Source organism: Spirochaetae bacterium HGW-Spirochaetae-1 (assembly GCA_002839375.1).
GTDB lineage: Bacteria > Spirochaetota > UBA4802 > UBA4802 > UBA5550 > PGXY01.
In genome coordinates this window covers 247,953-267,109 of sequence record PGXY01000011.1, presented here as the reverse complement: position 1 = coordinate 267,109, position 19,157 = coordinate 247,953, and the positions used below count along the sequence as shown (strand labels likewise).

The 19,157-nt window shown below is 49.8% G+C and carries 12 protein-coding genes and 2 tRNA genes; 7 read left to right on the top strand and 7 right to left on the bottom strand.

The window, feature by feature from the left end:
• Positions 1–11: 11 nt before the first annotated feature.
• Positions 12–2,849: an RNA helicase gene (locus CVV44_21920; GenBank protein ID PKL35465.1), complete on the bottom strand. Its 2,838-nt coding sequence runs from the start codon at positions 2,847–2,849 to the stop codon at positions 12–14.
• A 264-nt stretch (positions 2,850–3,113) separates the two neighbouring features.
• Complete coding sequence (locus tag CVV44_21915) at positions 3,114–3,650, bottom strand: hypothetical protein (protein ID PKL35464.1); 537 nt, start codon at positions 3,648–3,650, stop codon at positions 3,114–3,116.
• A 170-nt stretch (positions 3,651–3,820) separates the two neighbouring features.
• Between CVV44_21915 and CVV44_21910 the strand changes: the two genes are divergently transcribed.
• Positions 3,821–4,534 (top strand): hypothetical protein, encoded by a 714-nt coding sequence (locus tag CVV44_21910; GenBank protein PKL35463.1) that lies wholly within the window; start codon positions 3,821–3,823, stop codon positions 4,532–4,534.
• A 23-nt stretch (positions 4,535–4,557) separates the two neighbouring features.
• Here the strand turns inward: CVV44_21910 and CVV44_21905 are convergent, their stop codons facing one another.
• Positions 4,558–4,974: a hypothetical protein gene (locus tag CVV44_21905; GenBank protein ID PKL35462.1), complete on the bottom strand. Its 417-nt coding sequence runs from the start codon at positions 4,972–4,974 to the stop codon at positions 4,558–4,560.
• A gap of 74 nt (positions 4,975–5,048) precedes the next feature.
• Entirely contained in the window at positions 5,049–6,299 is a 1,251-nt protein-coding gene (locus CVV44_21900; GenBank protein ID PKL35461.1) for a glycosyl transferase family 1, read from the bottom strand.
• A gap of 319 nt (positions 6,300–6,618) precedes the next feature.
• Between CVV44_21900 and CVV44_21895 the strand changes: the two genes are divergently transcribed.
• The 3 genes from CVV44_21895 to thrC all read left to right on the top strand — a co-directional run bounded on the left by CVV44_21895 (position 6,619) and on the right by thrC (position 11,811).
• Positions 6,619–8,958 (top strand): hypothetical protein, encoded by a 2,340-nt coding sequence (locus CVV44_21895; GenBank protein PKL35460.1) that lies wholly within the window; start codon positions 6,619–6,621, stop codon positions 8,956–8,958.
• Between the two features lie 224 nt (positions 8,959–9,182).
• Positions 9,183–10,451: a homoserine dehydrogenase gene (locus CVV44_21890; GenBank protein PKL35459.1), complete on the top strand. Its 1,269-nt coding sequence runs from the start codon at positions 9,183–9,185 to the stop codon at positions 10,449–10,451.
• Positions 10,452–10,467: 16 nt separating this feature from the next.
• A complete protein-coding gene (gene thrC / locus CVV44_21885) occupies positions 10,468–11,811 on the top strand; it encodes a threonine synthase (GenBank protein PKL35458.1) in 1,344 nt (447 codons plus the stop codon).
• Positions 11,812–11,813: 2 nt separating this feature from the next.
• Here thrC and CVV44_21880 read toward each other — a convergent pair whose 3' ends face one another.
• On the bottom strand, positions 11,814–13,688 hold the full coding sequence (locus tag CVV44_21880; GenBank protein PKL35457.1) for a hypothetical protein: 1,875 nt from the start codon (positions 13,686–13,688) through the stop codon (positions 11,814–11,816).
• Between the two features lie 196 nt (positions 13,689–13,884).
• On the opposite strand from CVV44_21880, the gene CVV44_21875 reads away from it, so the two are divergent.
• Together CVV44_21875 and CVV44_21870 are read left to right on the top strand one after the other, a co-directional pair.
• Positions 13,885–13,958: transfer RNA gene (locus tag CVV44_21875), tRNA-Gln, on the top strand.
• Positions 13,959–14,031, top strand: a tRNA-Lys gene (locus tag CVV44_21870).
• 66 nt (positions 14,032–14,097) lie between these two features.
• Here CVV44_21870 and CVV44_21865 read toward each other — a convergent pair.
• Together CVV44_21865 and lepB are read right to left on the bottom strand one after the other, a co-directional pair.
• Positions 14,098–15,948: a hypothetical protein gene (locus tag CVV44_21865; GenBank protein ID PKL35456.1), complete on the bottom strand. Its 1,851-nt coding sequence runs from the start codon at positions 15,946–15,948 to the stop codon at positions 14,098–14,100.
• 93 nt (positions 15,949–16,041) lie between these two features.
• On the bottom strand, positions 16,042–17,124 hold the full coding sequence (gene lepB / locus CVV44_21860; GenBank protein PKL35455.1) for a signal peptidase I: 1,083 nt from the start codon (positions 17,122–17,124) through the stop codon (positions 16,042–16,044).
• Between the two features lie 149 nt (positions 17,125–17,273).
• Between lepB and CVV44_21855 the strand changes: the two genes are divergently transcribed.
• Positions 17,274–19,136 (top strand): hypothetical protein, encoded by a 1,863-nt coding sequence (locus CVV44_21855; protein PKL35454.1) that lies wholly within the window; start codon positions 17,274–17,276, stop codon positions 19,134–19,136.
• The last annotated feature ends 21 nt before the right edge of the window (positions 19,137–19,157 follow it).

The window sequence follows — 19,157 nt, the reverse complement described above, 5'->3', positions numbered from 1 at the left end:
GGAAGGAATGCTCACACCCCCTTTTGATTTCCCGTTAGCAATACACCGGCATTCAGCACCCTGACAGAATAGGTTATGCCCAGGTATCCCTTGTAGGTATCGATGAGATGTTCCTTCTCCCTCTGAGCCTTCATGATCCGGTTCGTGGTCCGCGTCACGGCGCTCCGCATATCCTTGCCGTACCACTTCATCCTGCTCTCCTGGAGCTCCAGCTTTTCTTCCAGTTCCTTTATCGTTTTATCATAGGAATTGCGAATCTTTTCCAGGTGCGGGTCTATGCGAAAATCCAGGCTGTCGCTCATATACGTGATTCTTTCGCGGACCTTCACCAGCAGGCGGGCCCGTCCACCGGCGAAAAGCTCATCGGCATTGTCGGAAAGAAAGCCGCTTATCCGTTCCATCTCAATGCCGGCCGATCCCTCCATGGGCTCCTGTTCAACGGCCTCGAGTTCCAGTTCGGCCAGCAAATGGTCATCGAGATCCCCTTCCATGACCACGCATACCGGTACAAGTTCCTTCGTTTCCTGCACGGAACGATAGGTGACTACATAGTTTACCATGAAGGCCGTGCATTGTCGGTCCCATTTTATCATCTTGATGCCGGCAAACCCGCCGAAATCGGGACTCTGGGCGTGCCGTATGAACCGGTCAATTATGGGATGGCCGAAGGCCAGGAATTCCAGGTTCTCATTGTCCAGTGCCGTCAGGCTGTCAAACGTGCCGTATTTCCCACTGATGCCCTCATCATTATATTTAACGGGATAGAGATTGTTTCCCCGGTGCTGCTTTGAAAGGAACCGCAGGGGATAATCATCCTCCTCCTGGAGCCTTTTCACAAAATTTTCAATGCGGTGATTGGTGAACTGGCGTTCCTTCAACGTTATGCGGTAATACTCGTCATAGTTGAAATCCATTTTATCGGCAACGGTCAGTTCCGACAGCTTTTCATAGTTCTGTCTCGCCAGGGCAATCCTGCCGTCGATCTCTTCATCGATGTTCTTTTCCTTTTTGCGCCCCGTCACCATATCCATAATGAGGTTCCCCAGCTTCAGTTCATCCTCAATCTGGCCGAGCATGACATCGGGAGGGCCGATCGATTCCTCGAAGAGGTGCAGTTTATGGGTGAGAACCTCCAGGACCCGTTCGGCCACGGTCCCCGTGGTTGAAAAGTTATAGATGTATACATCTTTGGGCTGACCGAAACGGTGAATTCTTCCGATACGCTGTTCAATTTTCAGCGGGGACCAGGGAAGATCATAATTTATCAGGACATTGCAGAACTGCATGTTTCGCCCCTCGCCGCCGGCCTCCGTGGCTATAAGTATCTCGCTGTCGCCCTTGAAGCACAGGATCGCCTCCTCCTTTTCCTCGCCGCTCATGGACCCGTTGAAGACCACGGTTCGGTAGTCCTTTAGCAGGTTGAAAAGATAATCCTGGGTAGTACGAAACTGGGTGAATATGAGAAACTTTTTGATGCCGCGCCGGACCAGGGCCTGAACAAGCTCGAGAAGTTTTTCCCCTTTTTTGTCGACATCTATCTTTTCGGCAAGCCCTATGAGCCGATCTATGGTCATCATTTCGACTTTCAGCTCTTCCAGGGTTTTTTCCAGTGTTGCGTCGATGATGTTTTCCTCGTTTTCCTCCTCGGCCATATCATCGTCTGTCCTGTTTTTAAGGTCAGTAACAATGGCAGCGCTGCTTCCGGCCCGGCTCACGAGATCCTCGAGACGCTTGTGCCTGTTCCTCAGTGCCGACAGCAGTGCGTACGACGATGAATCCAGGAGCTTTTGAAAAACGGTCATGACGAATCCCACGGCCCTGTTCTCGGTCTGGAGGGCGCGGTTGAATTCCTCGACGACATACCTGGTCGTTTCTTCGTAGAGATTCCGCTCATCGGGATACAGGTCGAACCGAATCGTCCGGGCGTGCCTGAGGGTGAATCCTCCCACTTCCCTCTTTGTTCGGCGGATCACGACCTCCGATAATTTCCGCCGCAGGGCCGCCACATCGGCGTTGTTCATGCAGTAATCATTATAAAAGGACTGAAAAGGTCCCAGGATATTTCTGTCCAGGAGAGCTATGAGATAATACAGTTCCTCCAGCTTGCCGCGGAACGGTGTGGCCGAGAGAAGGAGCATGGACTTTGTTTTTTCAGAGATAATTTCCGCCACGGTATAGGCAAGTGTGCTGTGCTGGGCATCTCTGCGCAGACGGTGGGCCTCGTCGAATATAACGGCATCCCAGGCTGTATTCTTCATCTCATCGGAAAAACTGTCGCTTTTGATGAAATCCAGAGAGCAGATGATCTTGTCATGAATTTCCCAGGCATTGCCGCCGGCCCCTGCCGCTTTACGGGCCCGGGACAGGGTCTTGCGGTCCATGATGATGAAATTTTCGTTAAACTTGCTCTTCATCTCCGCCTGCCACTGGTACAAAAGCGATGCAGGGCATGCAATCATGATGCGGCGGTATCCATAGCGGTAAATAAGCTCCTTGATGACAAGGCCGGCCTCTATGGTCTTTCCCAGGCCCACCTCATCGGCGATGAGGAAACGCTGATTCAGGGCGTTCACTATTTTATACGTGCTCTCAACCTGGTGCGCGAGAATCCTGGTGCGCGAATTGGAAAGAGACAGTATTTTATTATAGGCATAGGCCAGCTGGAGGATATAGGACTCGGTTTTCAGATAGAAACGGTCATCGGCGGGGATATGACCGCTCCTGATGATTTCCTTCACAGCGGATTCGCCGTCAATGTCCGCCAGGGGAGCGGCTTCATGCCGCGTCGCCAGGTCATCTTTCGAGTAGGAAAAGAGATCCTGTTCATCCTGTATGAATTCAGCTTTCATCGGGTTATATCGTTTATTCTGTCCGCACTATTTCCGGGGAAGGTACTACCGGCATCCTGAGTCAGGAATCAATCAGCCTAAAGCGCATAGTATAATAGTATAAATAAATTTACGGCAGGGACCTAAAACAATCCCCCTTACCTGAAGGGGGATTGTAAAAAAAGATCACCTACATGAGACATAATGGATAAAAGCGATATATTTTCAAGTACTTTTTATTCCTGCCGTAATGACAGGCCGCGATCTGTCACTACGGCAGGAATTTCATGAAAAAAAAGGCGCTATGGATCTTCTGATCCTGCCCCTTATTTTCTGTTCAATTTTCTTGATCTTATAAAATGAAAGATTTGAACTCTGGCATAAATCGGCGAATGTTTTGTTCTCAAAATTTTTTCCGATAAAAACCAGCCGTTCCGTTTCAGGGAACTCATTGATCGTATCGTGGAGCGTCGAGAAGATTTCCCCTTCGATAAAACAGTTCTCAATGGCGTCATAAAATTTTCCATCAAGCGCAACCTCCTCAAGAAACTTTTCCCTGTACCTGGCTTCCTCCACACTCCTTTTCCTCAGGTAGTCAATGGCCCTGTTGCGCGCAATCGTCAGTATATAAAATTTCAGGCTCCCCTTCTCCGATGATATGCGGGCAATATTTTTGTAAACCTGGATGAAAACATCCTGCGCTAATTCACGGCTGATGTCATCATTGCCGGTTATGCGAAATATCAGCCGTGCCGCCCGTTCATAATACATGCTGTACATTGAAGTAAACATATCATCATAATGACCTGCATTCATTTTCATTTGTATTTTCTCCCCTCGTGGTAGTGGATTGACCCCAATCAATCATCATACTCTAAGCGTAAGGAGGTGGTGAAAAGTGACAATTTTTCTCATGGTTTTTTTAACACGGAAGATTAAATACTGAAAAAGTTCTTTCTTAAATACAGTTGCACGATAATAATTGTCAGGATATGAAAGCAAGGATCGTTCTCTACCAGAAGCCTCTGGGTACAACCATTTCTCATGACGATGCTGCAGTTATGAGAAAATTCCGGCCCCATTTTGTCTGCTTCCCGGAATACTTTTTCGTCAACACGGTTCTGGGCAACCACGGACAGACCGACCATAATGAAAGGCTCCAGAAAAAGCGCATAGCCGTCCTCTCGAAAGAGCTGGATACGGTAGTAATCGGCGGTACCATGCCCGAGGTGCAGGCGGGAAACATGTACAACACTACCTTCATTTACGACCGCGGCAGGGAACTGGGTTTTTACCGAAAAAAAAATCTCTTCTTCGCCGAAGTGGGAAAAATTACTCCCGGTGACGATTACAGGGTTTTTCATGCCTACGGATATAATTTCGGCGTGCTCATATGCGCCGATGTTTTTCACGATGAAAGTTTTCTATTCATGCGCGACAACCAAGCGAGAATTATCTTCTCACCCACCTTTTCCCTGAAAAAAAATGAATTGCCGGAGGAAAAATTCCTGCGTGACCGGGAAATATATGTGCGCGGTGCTTCACTGGCAGATTCCGTTATCGTGAAGGTGTGCGGGGTAAAATCGTCATACAAGGATTTCCTTCAGGCGCGAAGCCTTATCGCCGGCAGGCATGACGTTCTATACCGCGTTTCCCCCGAAGAAGAGGAAACGCCCATGATCATATGCAAGGAAATTGAAATCTGAAACAGCGTGCCGGGAGGCTCCCGTCACTCATTATCATCACCCAGGGCGTACTGTATCTGCTTGAGAAGGTACTTCAGCAGCAGATCCTGATCAATGAGTTTCAGATTTATCAGAATTATTCCCAGGGGCCCCGAGCCTCGCCTGTCCTGAATTTCAATAGCCTCTTCGAGTTGTTCCCTGGTTATCACTTCATTCTGAACAAGGAGCTCACCGATCCTGGGCACAAATTTTTCCCTATGGCTTGCCGTCACCATCTCCGTCTGGAGTTCCAGGTATTTTATGAAGGTGACCTTGTCTATGAAACCGAGCTTTATCAGTATAATACCGATGAGATTAACCTGATCTCTCCTGCTCTTCTGAAGGGCCAGGGCCCGATCAAGCTGCTCCCCTGTGATTACACCATCCTTTACAAGCATCTCTCCCAATGTCGGTATTGCCATCAGTAAACCTCCCGTTTTTCGTTAATTGGATGAATCATTTCCGTCTCGTTTATGTATCCTGCAAATTAAATCCGTTATGCTGAAACACCCCGCAGGCCCGGCCTTTCAAGAAGAGCGCGAAGCGAGTTTTCCAGCACATCGAAGGAATAGTATTTCGCGGCGATTGAATAATTTATCCGGGCCTTTTCTTCACGGCCCAAACGGTCAGCCAGGACTCCCTTCACTCCAAGTACAATATCGGATGAAATTGCATCATTCATAAGTATCAGTTTGAATCCCCTCTGTTCGATATCGGCAATAAAGACGGGATAGCGGTTCACCAGGACCGGTTTCCCGTAATATACGGCCTCGAGGAGGGCATTGCCGAAACCCTCACAGGACGATGGATAGGTTACCAGGTCTGCAGCCCCGTAAATCGCCTCCAGTGAAAATTCCGCCGCGATCCCGCCGGCACCGGGATCGAGAAAGGCCAGGCGTACACCCCTTTCGCCGGCGAAACGGATTATCACATCCCTGTACTCATCTCCTTCATCACCCGAAGGGTGGGATATGACCAGGACCGGCTCCTGCATTTCAAGGTGCGCGACGAGTTCGATGGATCTTTCGATACACTTCCTGGGAATGATCCGCGTTGGCTGCAGAATCATGGGATCGCCGGGAGCTAATCCGGCCGCATCACGGACCCGGCCTATGAGTGATGTCCCTATTGCCGGAGGCGGCGCTGAAAAGTCAAGGACGTTGGGTATTACCATGCTTTCGATTCCCCGACGTAATTTGAGGGAGCGTGCCGAAAGAGTATTTATGACGACATGTTCCACCGTGGGCAGATCGGGCGGGAATGCCGTTTCCAGATAATCTACCGCGCTGTGTACCGCATACCTGTCCCGCTCCCAGTAGAAATCATGGTGATGGGCAATAACGGGAACATTCCCTTGTGCTATGAATTCACAGAGGGCCAGCCCCAGGGGAATGTTCATGGGAATCGCCAGGGCGTTTTCAACGACCAGAATGTCAATGGAAAATTTCTTTACGAATTCCGACAGATCGTCCAGTATTTTATTCTTCATCACCCCGACACGATCATGGATTTCCCTTATGCTTTGTTCGACGCCAAAGAGCCCCGCATTGATTTCTTCGATTTCCCGATGTTGAAAAAAAGCCTCTTCACAGGTGAATGCAACCGTCCCGGGCCTGTCATTCAGACCGGAAAAATAAAAACAACGGTGCCCCATCTTATAAAGCACGGCCGCCCATTTCCCCGTTTCCAGGCTTACACCGTCATTACCTGCAATCCGCGTTGAGACAAAACCGAAATGTCTTTCCATACACCCGCATTCCCAAGAACCTTTTTTCAATAATGAATACTATTGTGACGGCATACTGTCCCTAATACAAGCTTAAAAAAATATTTCGCCATCATTGACATTATTATCGAGTAGTACTATAATTAAATCAATATGAATAGTGCGATTGCCTGATCTGCATTGACCACCTCATATTTAAACAACAATTAATTTACGTTACCGCAATAATTGATGAGAGAATACATTGACAGTTAACAATTGTTCATTAGCATGGATATGCATTGAAAAGCAACGCTTCAGCAGCTAGCGGGAATAATCAAAGAGTAAAAGAGGCACATACATGAATTTCCGAAAATTCTTCTATGGACTAAAAGGAACTATATTCAAATACATGTCCATGGCCGCTATTATCCCACTGGTGGGCTCCCTTCTTATAATATTCTTTTTCGCACGCCAATCCATCCTGGAACAGACGAAGCAAACCATGCAGAACGCTGTTAACAATATCAAGACCATGTGCGAGATCCAGAGCGATGAACTTGATCGGCGACTTCTGAACGAGATTGATAAAGCCTGGACCGTAGCAAAAAATGAATTCACCCGGCACCGCAATATCCGCTTCGAAAAGACATTCCGCAGGGTAACGGTGACCAACCAGGATACGGGGGAAACAACAGCCGTCGATCTGCCAACAATGCGATCCGATGCCGGCGCTTTTTACAATAATCATAACGACGTGGACGCCATCACCGACCGTATAGCCGTGAAAGGCGCAACATCAACGATTTTCCAGCTCTATGACAACAGGCTGATCAGGATAGCCACCAATGTAAAAAAAACCGACGGCTCCCGGGCCATTGATACATATATCCCCAGCGAAAGCCTGGTATTCCGCACCATCTCTTCAGGTAAGGCTTACCGGGGACGGGCCATGGTCGTGGGAAAATGGACCATAACCCATTACGAACCGATACGGAACAATAAGGGCACCGTCATCGGCGCCCTGTACGCCGGCGTTCCTGCGCCGAAATCGGCCGTTTTTGACATGCTGCAATCCACGAAAATTGCTTCCAGGGGCTATATCTATGTCCTGAACTCCCAACACCAGGCTGTGTGGCACCCCATTTTCCAGGGACAGAACCTCAAGGATCAGGAGGACGCCGTTTCGGGAAAAAAATTCATACGGGAGATCGTCGAAAAGAAAGAGGGGGAAACAACCTACTACTACAGGGACAGCAGCGGCACCGTGAGCGAACAGATCGCCTTTTTCACCTATTACCCGAAATGGGACTGGATCATCGTCGCCAGGGCGGCCTATTCCGATATAATGCACACCATGGATATCATCTTCTTCATCATCCTCGTTGTCATTCTCGGAGGCATACCGTCACTGCTCTTCGTCAGCAACTTCATCGCCGGACGCATAACAGGAAGACTGCGGCAGGTTATCGATGTGGCGGCACAGGTCAGCCAGGGGGATCTGAGTCTCTTTATCCCGCAGACTCATTACATAAAATGCAAAGACGCCAAACACTGCACCAGGAAGGAGTGTCCCGCCTTTGACAGTCCCAACCGGGCCTGTTGGGATATTGAAGGCACGCTCTGTAATGAGGGAGCTCCCGTAAACCCCGGAGACAAGTGCGCTTACTGCCCGGACTGCACGGTATATAAAAACGCCATGCGCAGTGAGATCGACGAACTGATCGGTTCCATCAACGTCATGATCGTACGCAGCAAGGAAGCCTTCACAAATATAAGGGATATGACCTATGACCTGTACCAGAACGCCGAGGATCTTGCCCAGGCGAGCAGGTCGCTTGAAACAGAATCACAGAACCAGGCCGCTTCTCTCGAGGAAACGACATCGGCCAATGAAGAGCTCATGGCCACAATTGACAGCGTCGCAAACGCCGCTTCAAAGCAGGCCGACAGGGTATCAATGACCACGGCCGCCATGGAGGAACTTACGGCGGCAACAAAGACTGTCGCCGAATATTCCTCCAATGTGAGCAGGGAAACCAAAACCACGGTAGAAAACGCCCGCAACACGGAGAAGATGCTCCAGGAGACGACGCTGAGCATAGCACAGATATCCAAATCTTCGGAAAGAATTGTTGACATCGTGGGAATGATCAACGACATCTCGGACCAGATAAACCTCCTATCCCTCAATGCCGCCATCGAAGCGGCAAGGGCCGGCGAACACGGGAAGGGCTTTGCCGTCGTTTCCCAGGAGATATCAAAACTTGCCGACGCCACTGCCCAGAGCACCAAGGAAATCGAGGAAGTTATACGGAAAACCAGGGCCGATGTGGCAAACGGGGCCAGACTGGTAACCCAAACCGCTACGGCTATCACGGACATGATCCACAAGATAGAGATCGCCGCAAAACTCATCGAGGAAATCGCCGTATCGGCTTCGGAACAGATCAGCGGAAGCGAACAGATCATGATCGATGTGGAGGACATCAATCAAATGTCCGAACAGATAGCAGGCGCAACGGGGGAACAGAAGATCACCAGTTCCGAAATACTGAAGGCCATCTCCAGGGTAAATGAATCGGTCCAGACCGTTGCCGGTTCTGCACAGGTAGTAGCCGAATCCGCCGAGACATTGAAAGACAAGTCCGATAAAATGAAAACCATCGCGAATAAATTTAAAGTGGAAAAATCAAAATAAATGCGCCTATATGCCTCCCGGGCAAACATGCACTAAATTAAAATATGCCTACAAACAATTATTGACAAATCGGTTTTATACTGCACTTATTGTCCATCGGGCATGTCCGGCAGACTGCAAGCCTCTGCAGTCTGTTATGGGGAGAAATCCCCGCTTATCTGCCCGATGCGGAAAGCAATTGTGTTTTTCAAAACGACACATATCACCGACAAGGGTATAATTGCATGAAAATATTACGCATCGGCCTCATCGGATTCGGCACTATCGGACAGGGAGTGTACCGGGGGATCAACCAAAACACCGCCCTTATCAGGGAAAGGACCGGCATTGATCTTGCTATTACCATGGTCTGCGACAACAGGCCAGAAATCCTGAAGGAAATAAAGGGCGCCGTAACCACGGACTCATGGAAAAATATCGTAGAGGCTTCTGACATAGATGTGGTTGTGGAACTGATCGGCGGGATTGACCCGGCAAAGGATATCATCGTCAATTCATTGAAAAACGGGAAAAGTGTCGTATCGGCCAACAAAAAGCTTCTCGCGGAAAAAAGCGACGATATTTTCGCCACAGCCCTGTCCTCCCCGGGGAGCCTGAAATTCGAAGCGGCCGTGGGAGGGGGCATACCCTGCCTTCTTGCACTCAGCACGGGCATGGTGGCCAACAATATACGGTCTATCATGGGAATCCTTAATGGAACGACCAACTATATTCTCACCCAGATGGAAGACAAGGGGCTCCCCTTTTCCGAAATACTGAAGGACGCACAAAAGAAAGGATTCGCCGAGGCCGACCCCACGTTTGATATAGAGGGGTATGATGCCGGGCATAAAATCTCCCTTCTGGCCATGCTTGCATACAACCGTAAGATCGATTTTAAAAATATCCCCATAGAGGGCATTTCAAAAATAACGGATATCGATATCACCTTTGCCCGCGACATGGGGTATGTCATACGCCTCCTGGGCATAGCCAGGCTCGTGGGCGGTGCCATGGATATCAGCGTTCACCCCACCATGATACCCCTCAGGCACCCCCTGGCATCGGTGAGAAATGAATTCAACGCCGTCATGTTCGACGGTGATATGACCGACCCCATAACTCTCCATGGCAAAGGAGCGGGAAGCGCGCCAACGGCATCGGCGGTGATAAGCGACATCATCCAGATTGCCCAGGGCAGCGGTGCAAGCTACATCCCGCACGCCCTGAACGGGGACACCCGGTACCTGGATCCCTCGGAACGCTGTTCCAAGTATTACCTGCGCATCCACTCCAAGGACGCTCCGGGCATACTTTCAAAAATAGCAGGCGTCCTGGGAAGCCACAATATCTCCATCGCTTCGGTAATTCAGAAGGAGACCGATGAGGAATACGTGCCTCTAATAATTATGACCCATGACGTCGATGAGGCCTCGGTGGTCCTGGCTGCACGGGAAATAGGAGATTTTGATTTTATCGCGAAAGAAGTCATGATTCTCCGCGTCGAGGATTGACAGGAAAAAGGAGCCGATGATGAAAAACGAATACAGAGCGATGTTCCGCTGCATTGCGGGATGCGATGAAGAATATCCCCTCGACGAGGTCGTATACCGATGTAAAAAATGCGGGAATCTCCTGGAAGTCTCCCACGATATGGATGTCCTGCGAAAAAAAAGCGCCTCGCAGTGGAAAGAACTGTTTGAAAGCAGGTCCGGAACCGGGACATGGCCTTACGGCAGCGGAATCTGGCGTCACAAGGAATGGGTCGCTCCTGAAATCGACGATGAGAACATCGTATCCATGTACGAAGGGAACACCAACCTGTTCTGGGCAAAACGCTTCGGCGCCATGTTCGGCATGGATGACCTGTGGGTAAAAATGTGCGGCAACAGCCACACGGGATCCTTCAAGGACCTGGGCATGACCGTGCTGGTTTCCATGGTGAATGAGATGATTCATCGCGGCAAAAATATCAAGGCCGTGGCCTGCGCCTCAACGGGCGATACATCGGCGGCCCTGGCTGCCTATGCAGCGTACGCGGGAATTCCCTCCATTGTGTTCCTTCCCAGCAACAAAATATCCACCGCCCAGCTGGTGCAGCCCATGGCCAATGACGCTATCGTCATATCCCTGGACACGAACTTTGACGGGTGCATGCGCATCGTACAGGAAATCACCAGGGACAACACCATCTACCTGGCCAATTCCATGAATTCCCTGCGCATCGAAGGTCAGAAGACCATCGCCATGGAAATCGTTCAGCAGTTCGAATGGCAGGTTCCCGACGTGATCATCATTCCCGGAGGAAACCTGGGGAATGTCTCGGCCCTGGGAAGCGGATTTAAAATGATGAAGGAACTGGGTCTCATCGACCGCTTTCCCCGCATAGTACTGGCCCAGGCCGAGAACGCCAACCCGCTCTATCTTTCCTACCTGAAGGGATTTGACGGTTTTGAACCGATGATGCCTAAAAAAACCCTTGCTTCGGCCATACAGATCGGCGATCCCGTATCAGTGCAGAAGGCAATAAAGACACTTAAAGAATTCAACGGGATCGTTGAACAGGCCAGCGAGGATGAACTGGCGAACGCAGCAGCCCTGGCCGACAGAACGGGCATGTTTAACTGCCCGCATACCGGCGTCGCCCTGGCGGTTCTTATAAAGCTCCTGGAAAAAAAGTTGCTGTCGCCGAAAGACCGTACCATAATCATATCAACGGCTCATGGACTGAAATTCTCGGAGTTCAAGGTAGGATACCACGAAGGAACGCTCAATGATGTCACGAGCAAATACGCCAACAGGCCCATCCTGCTGCAGCCCGATATAAGCATGGTGCGCGAAACCCTGGAGAAGGAATTCGCACGGCGGTCATAGCATCAGGAGGCTTCTTCCCCCAGCATGGTCCGCATCTTCATTAATATTTTCCTGTTGAAAAGGCCCGCCTCGTAGAGGCCGCTGTAAAGAAAGCGGGATCTCCGGGCCACAAGAACTTCACTGGAAAGACCAGCGTCGGAGGCATCAATATCGTATCCTTCGCTGATTGTGTGGATCGCCCGCTGGCTTGTGAGACTTATCATGTCCTTGACCTCTTTCTTCGTCTCTATCGTCCTGTCGATCTCCGAAAGTTTCCTGAGGATATAGTCCAGCTTTCCCTGGTCCTGCCCCGCCTGCGACAAAAGATCTATCAGCTTTCCGGAAAACCCCACGGCCTTTTCCAGGTGGGGAATAAGCGTGTCCAGGTCCCTGAGCATGGCATTGATGCGATCAATGAGCCTTTTCCGTACGGTCGCCGCGTCCTTCATCGATTCCCTGATGGATGCCATGAGACCATCGATCACGGATGATACGGGAATATCCCTTTTCTCCAGGTTGATGTCATGGCACGATACATGGCGTATCCCCGTCATGAACGCGCCATCGCAGGTGGCATTGACCAGCGCTTCATCCTTCCGCTTCTGGAACCAGGCCAGGAATATCATCATCTTCTGGTTGGTCCTGACCTTTTCCGACCGTATTCCCTTCACGTATACCGGCGGCAATGCCGTGAGCTGGTACCGGTTGAACATCAGGGAATTATTGACGCGGCTCGTCCTGAGATGTATCTGTTCATCAAGGTACGAGCCCCTGGCATGGGCCAGGCCGCCCGTAAAGGCCAGGTCCTGGCCGGTGAGATAAACCGGCGAGCATCCCAGTCTCCTGGCCAGGTCAAAGGCGTTGGTGGACACTGAACCCCCGTGAGTCATCTCTCCCTTGTCGCCGCATATCCTCTCGATCCACTTCATCATGTCAAAAACAAGACCCGTGGTCATGGAACGTCCCCTGAAAAGATGAAAAACCGACGGATGGACCATGGGGTCCGCCACCAGTACCGTATCCGTCAGAGGCACTCCCTCGAAATAACGGGCATTGATGACCTGGGGATCGACGGCGATGCAGAAATGGGGAACTATATTGCGCTTCAGGAGAATCCGGTAAGCCGTATCAACGCATATAATGACGGCGCGGTCACGGTTTCTTTCTATAAAATCCAGACTCTCCATAAGGGAGGGCCCCGCCGCCACGACAATGGCCGGAATCCCCTGCAGTTTTCCATAGAGTGACTGAACACCCCGATTATCCGCATAGTACTGTATATTTCTTGCGATATTGGAGCTCCACAATTTTTCGAACTTGGCCAGTGTGGCAATATTTACTTCCTTCGTAGACAGGTAGGACCGGCAGATTTCCAGCACAGTGCCGTAATATCCGGAATAGACCTGATGGGAACCACGGTGGGTGATAAAGGAAACATTCTTCGATGCCTTGCCCTTCAACCGGTCGGCGATGACATCCTCGGGAGGATCAAGGAGGATCATGACACGGCTGTCACCGAGAACTCCTGCCAGGTCACGCTGCTCCAGAGCCTTTCTGAAAAGAGAACCGTTTTTTTCTATTATCAGTACGATTACATCGCGGGATATTCTTTTTAAAAGAGACTCGACATGATAGCCGAAAGCAAAACCCATGACGATATAGAGGTCATGATCTGCAGTATTGATTTCTCCCATGAACCGCTCCGCCTCCTTTTCCGGATCAAAACGGCTGTGTAGAAAATTTTTCTTTTCTCCAAGCAGCATGGATGGGACCGGCGCGCCTTCCTTTGTCTCAACCACTTCAATTAATGGGTCATCGTGCAGGCGGTCAACATGCGATGCCATTTCAGCGTCCCTGTTCCGTAAAACCGCCAGGTTCTTTTCATAATGTCCCGTCATACGCCCTCTGCCCTCATACTGATTTAAATATCTATATCATAATTATCGTTTGCCGCCGCGTATCACAGAAGTATAATATGAAAGAGAATACGCAATAAATCCGACCGGGTAAATCCGGAAAATATTTATCCATTTTTTAAATGCTTACTATTTATTTTCTTGATTTTTATTGACCGGCACTTATCAATATCCATATTGAGGGATCGTTCAGCGGCAGGACGGCGGGTTCTGGCCCCGCAAACCCAGGTTCGATTCCTGGTCCCTCAGCCAGGGTTGCTAGCTCAACTGGTAGAGCAACTGACTCTTAATCAGTAGGTCCCGGGTTCGAGCCCCGGGCAACCCACATACTCACCCACCCAATGTTCCCAATACGATCATCCCTATTGTCAAAATGCGGAAATGGTCAATCCTATTCCCCGAGGTATAAAACCAGTGTATCATTATGCCGGAGAGCAGTCCCCGGCACAGGTTTCTGCGACTGGACTTTTCCCGTCCCCTGCACGGCATATTCGACACTGACCTGTTTTTGAATTTTTGTCAGGATATACACACTTTCCTCCAGGCTCCTCCCTCTAAAATCGGGCATAAGCCTGGCGTCGATATTCCTGGACCGCTCACGGGAGAAAAGAGGCGCAGCGGCCTTCAGGACCTCGCCTTTCACGCCCATCTGTGGCAGCACGCGGTCAATTATACGGGCAAAAACCGGCGCAGCCACCTCCCCTCCCGATTCACTTCCACCGGGATCATCGAGAACGATTAGAATGCACAGGGAGGGGGCCGATACTGGGGCGATACCGATAAACGAGGACATTGATCGGTCCGAATAGGCGCCGCCGCGACGGGAATACTTCTGCGAGGTACCAGTTTTCCCTGCCACGGCATAGTATCGGGAGCCGGCCCTGGCACCGGTGCCGTCCCGGACGACTCCCTGCATGAGCTGCAGGAGAATACGCGCTGTTTTTTCATTCACGACTTTTCCCCTGCTGCGGGGATAGAATTCCTGGATTATGCCGCCGCTGCCGTTTTCGATGGATTCAATGATGGAAGGGCTGTTGTAGACACCCCCATTGGCAATGGCAGCAAAGGCAGATACGAGTTGCAGCGAGGTTACTGAAATTTCGTACCCTATGGAGATTGAATATTTCGAAAGGCCCGACCATGCAGAAGGAGGCCTGAGTATGCCGTCGAATTCGCCGGGAAGTTCAATGCCGGTCCTTTTGCCGAAGCCGAAGGAATCGAGCGTTTTATACAGGGACTCTTTGCTGTACTTTTTCATTGATTCGATGATTCCCACATTACAGGAATACCGTATTATATCGGGCATTCCTATATGCCCATGAGACCGCGGACAACCAATGGTAGTATCGCCGATTACGATACTGCCGCTGCAGGTGACCCATTTTTTGAGGACCGACGGATCGTTCTCCAGCATGGAGGCCAGGGAAATGATTTTCATGGTGGAACCGGGTTCAAAGGAATCGATGACGGCAAAATTCCGCAGTGCCTCACCTGTCAGGGTCGATCGATCACCTGGATTGAAGGAGGGATACTTGGCCATACCGAGAATTTTACCGGTTTTAATATCCATGACCACAACGGCCCCCTGCTTCGCGTTGCATGCCAGCGCCGCCGCGTCCAGTTCCTTCTGGGCGGTATACTGTATGAAGCGGTCGATGGTGAGATTGACGTTCCGCCCCATGACAATCTCGTCGATATCGGAGGCGGAACTGATCTCTTCTTTCGCGGAAAGAATGTCATTAAAATAGAATTCGATTCCTTCCAGACCACGATTATCAATTCCCACCAGGCCCAGAACGTTGGCCGCCAGGTCTCCGTGCGGATAGACCCTTTTGTATTCATTTCTAAAATACAGTCCCCTTATATTGAGAGCGCGTATCCTGTCAGCGGTATCGCCCGGGAGCTTTCTCTTCAGCCAGACAAACTTTTTTTCCTGCGAAATTCTCTCGAGCACCCACTGTGGCGGCGCACCGATAATTGGACCAATAAGCCGGGCCGCGGCACCCCGATCATCCATTTCCCCGGGATTGGCAAAAAGAGATTCGGATCTGATGCTCATGGCCAGGATATATCCGTTGTGGTCCTTTATAAGCCCGCGGCGTACCTCGGGTTTTTTACGATCTGCTACCGTCAGTTTCGGGGAAAAATGAAGGGAAAAAAGCCTGATGAAAAATATGAGGGAAACACCAATGATGATGATTGCCGATGCGATTACTCTGCCTTTGAAGACCTTCTGGTTCATGCTGAATTTTACATGCTCACATCGTACCGTTCATGGGCCGCACCGTACACGCCTGCGCCGGCCGGAATAGGCGCAGGCCCTTGATACGGGCGATCAGCGTATCAGGCCGATCCGCGAAAAATCGAGCTTCTTAACCTGTTCCGTATTCCAGTAAAGGACGAAGGCGCGCCCTTTTATTCTTTCAATATCCAGGTAACCGAAATACCTGCCATCCATGGAATTCTCACGGTTGTCGCCCAGGACCACGATCTTACCCGGGGGCACAATCCCCTGAACCTTGCTCCTGGTATTCTCATCATAGGTGACGCCTTTTACATAAGGCTCTTCCTTCTTCTCACCATTGACGTACACCGAACCGTTCTTTATCTCCAATTTATCGCCGCTGATGGCGATGCATCGCTTTATATAATCCTTGTCCTGTTCATGGGGCGGCCGGAAAATAACAATATCACCGCGGTTCACACCGCGTATTCCCAGAACATTGAGGTGCTTCGGTTTTTCCATCCCGAGCATGGGAGGAATGATGGGTCCATAAGTTATTTTTTCCACAAAGAGATGGTCTCCCACCAGAAGTGTATCCTCCATGGAGCCCGTGGGGATATAATAGGCCTGCACTACATATTGTATGATGTGCACAGCCAGTACCAGGGCAACGGCGATGGCGTCAACAAACTCCCATACCTTGCGGTAAAGCCGTGTCCTTTTCGGCGCCATGTCTTCCAGTGATCCCAGGAGAACTGCGCGATCTTCATCGGCCAGGAGAGTCACGGGAAATGACGTTACGGCGTTTTTCTCCCGGATGAGGAGGTTCCCCAGGATGTTATACTCCATATAGGTAATGTCATCGGCCGGTATCGTAAAGGTCTTTGTACTGTCTTTTATCTCCGCGCCTGCGGGAGATATTTTTATGCTGCCGTTGCGATATTTCAGAAATTTAATACAATGGTTGACGAAACGGGCCATATATATGGTAGTTGCCAAACTGCCGACAAAATATATGGGAATGAAGGGCGTTTGTACAAAAGGTATAGCCACGGCAAGAAAAAAGGTGGAATAAATAAAGAGAATAAGATACGCTGTTCTCTTCAGGAAAAAACGGGCAGCGGCAGGACCAACAACCACGTTATAAGCCTTTTCCTGAATTTTAGTTTTATCAAAACGAAAAAATTGGACCATATATTGCTCCTTTTTCGGCAGAACACCAAATTTTTCTAATCAAAATCGGATATTTCAGTAATTTACGACAAACAGAATACAAAATTTATTGCACAAATAACTGGGTCTATATAAAATAGCCTCATTACAGTGTCCACAACTTTTTTACTATGAAATCACTATCAGACATCCAGAAAAAACTAAGCGGCGATAAAAAAAATGAAATCGCAAAAATCCTCCATTGTAAACCCGACAATGAAAAGGATATCCAGCAGGCCATCCTGTCGGCGGCCGGCATCCATGCCGTACTGAAGTCCCTGAACGCGAAGGAACTGGAAATAATTAAATCCGTCTATGACGACGGTGATGGAGCCACCCTGGGCGAACTGGAAAAGGCGACACATACAACGGTTCCGGAACTGGAAATCCATACCACGAACCTTTCACAGAAACTTCTCCTTTATGTGATCAAAAACAGGCAGCTCCTCACCAATAAGCTTGATAAAATCTACGGCATTAGCGAGATTGCCGAACTCATCAATATTAAAGACACCGCCGATGTACATGAAAGGCTGAAAAAAATTAAAACCGCTCTGGAAACCAGGGCCGGCGATGCCGGCCTTTTGCAGAAAATTCCCGACGCGAAGATAGTGCAGTTTCTCAGGCACCTTGCCGCGGCGGGAGGCATCCTATCCTTTGAAGAGGCCACGGCGCTGATAACACCGTCATCATTCAATAAAACCATGAGCTACATAGTACAGGAGCGCCTGGCATCAATCGTACACACAATATCTCCTGAATTCCGCACTTTTATCATTCTGAACGAAAAACTTGCGCCGTCGATAATCGGGGAGTTGAAAAAACACGACGTTCCCTCGACGGATGATATCCGTAACCAGTACCGCTTCGTTCTGAACATCCTCTATACCTATGACGCCATATCCACCTTTGGTCTGTTCCTCACCAAGCAGATGAAGTTCAGGAAAATAGACCAGAAAAGAATCACCGATTCCATGATAGCAATCAAAGAGATAACGGGAAAAAATATCGACCCCGAAGAGACGGCACAGCTGGCGCTGTTCTTCCTCAACAGGATGAAATGCCTGTCCATGCACAAGGACGTGGCCTCCATTTCCATCTCATCACTTAAAGACGATTTCGAGGAACCGCAATCGCTTCTGATGAAAATACTCCACAGCCTGGAACTGACTGATAATTTCAACGAGCTTTTTCTTCCCATGACAGACATACCGTCTTACAGGGTAATTTCATCTATCCTGAAAACAATGACAAAGCTTCCCGAGGCGACACTGGAGCATCTCAGGATCATCACCGTTACGGGACTCCTGGCTTCAGCACCGGCGCGCAATTCCCTGCAGGAAACAATTGATCTCCGCCAGAGCATGTCGGAACAGTTCATGTCAGCACTGAACCTTTTGTGCGTCACCGGCATTATCGACATCATAAAAGGCCATGCCCAGCTTTCCGAGATCGGGATTGAAATCGCATCACGCACCGCCAGGGTAAAAACCACCGTCACGATTCCCGAGCCCCAAAAATGCATCTATATAAACCCGGATTTCAGCCTCATCATTCCCTCGGAGGAGATTTCGTCGCTGAGCCTCTATCATATCATGACACACACGGAAATCACCAGGGACGATGTCATCCTCAACGCCATGATAACCCGGTCATCCATTGTTACGGCACATAAACGCGGCCTGCCGTTGAAGACATTCATCGACACGCTGAATGCCTATTCTAAAAATCAGATACCCCAGAATATGAAGTTTCTGCTCAATGAATGGTCACGACAGACCCTGAGAATAACCGTTACCGAGGCCGTGCTGCTTCAAACGAGCCATCCCACCTTTCTCGATGAACTGGCTTTCAGCAAAAAGAAGAGCGGGCTCATCGAAAAGCTGTCACCTAATTACGCCATAATAGATATTAAATATCTCGATGATATCGTAAAAATAGCAAGAAAGCATGATGTGGTTATTTCCCTCTTCGAAAACCTTGAGGGGGAATAAGGCCGGCCCTGGGGGCCGTGT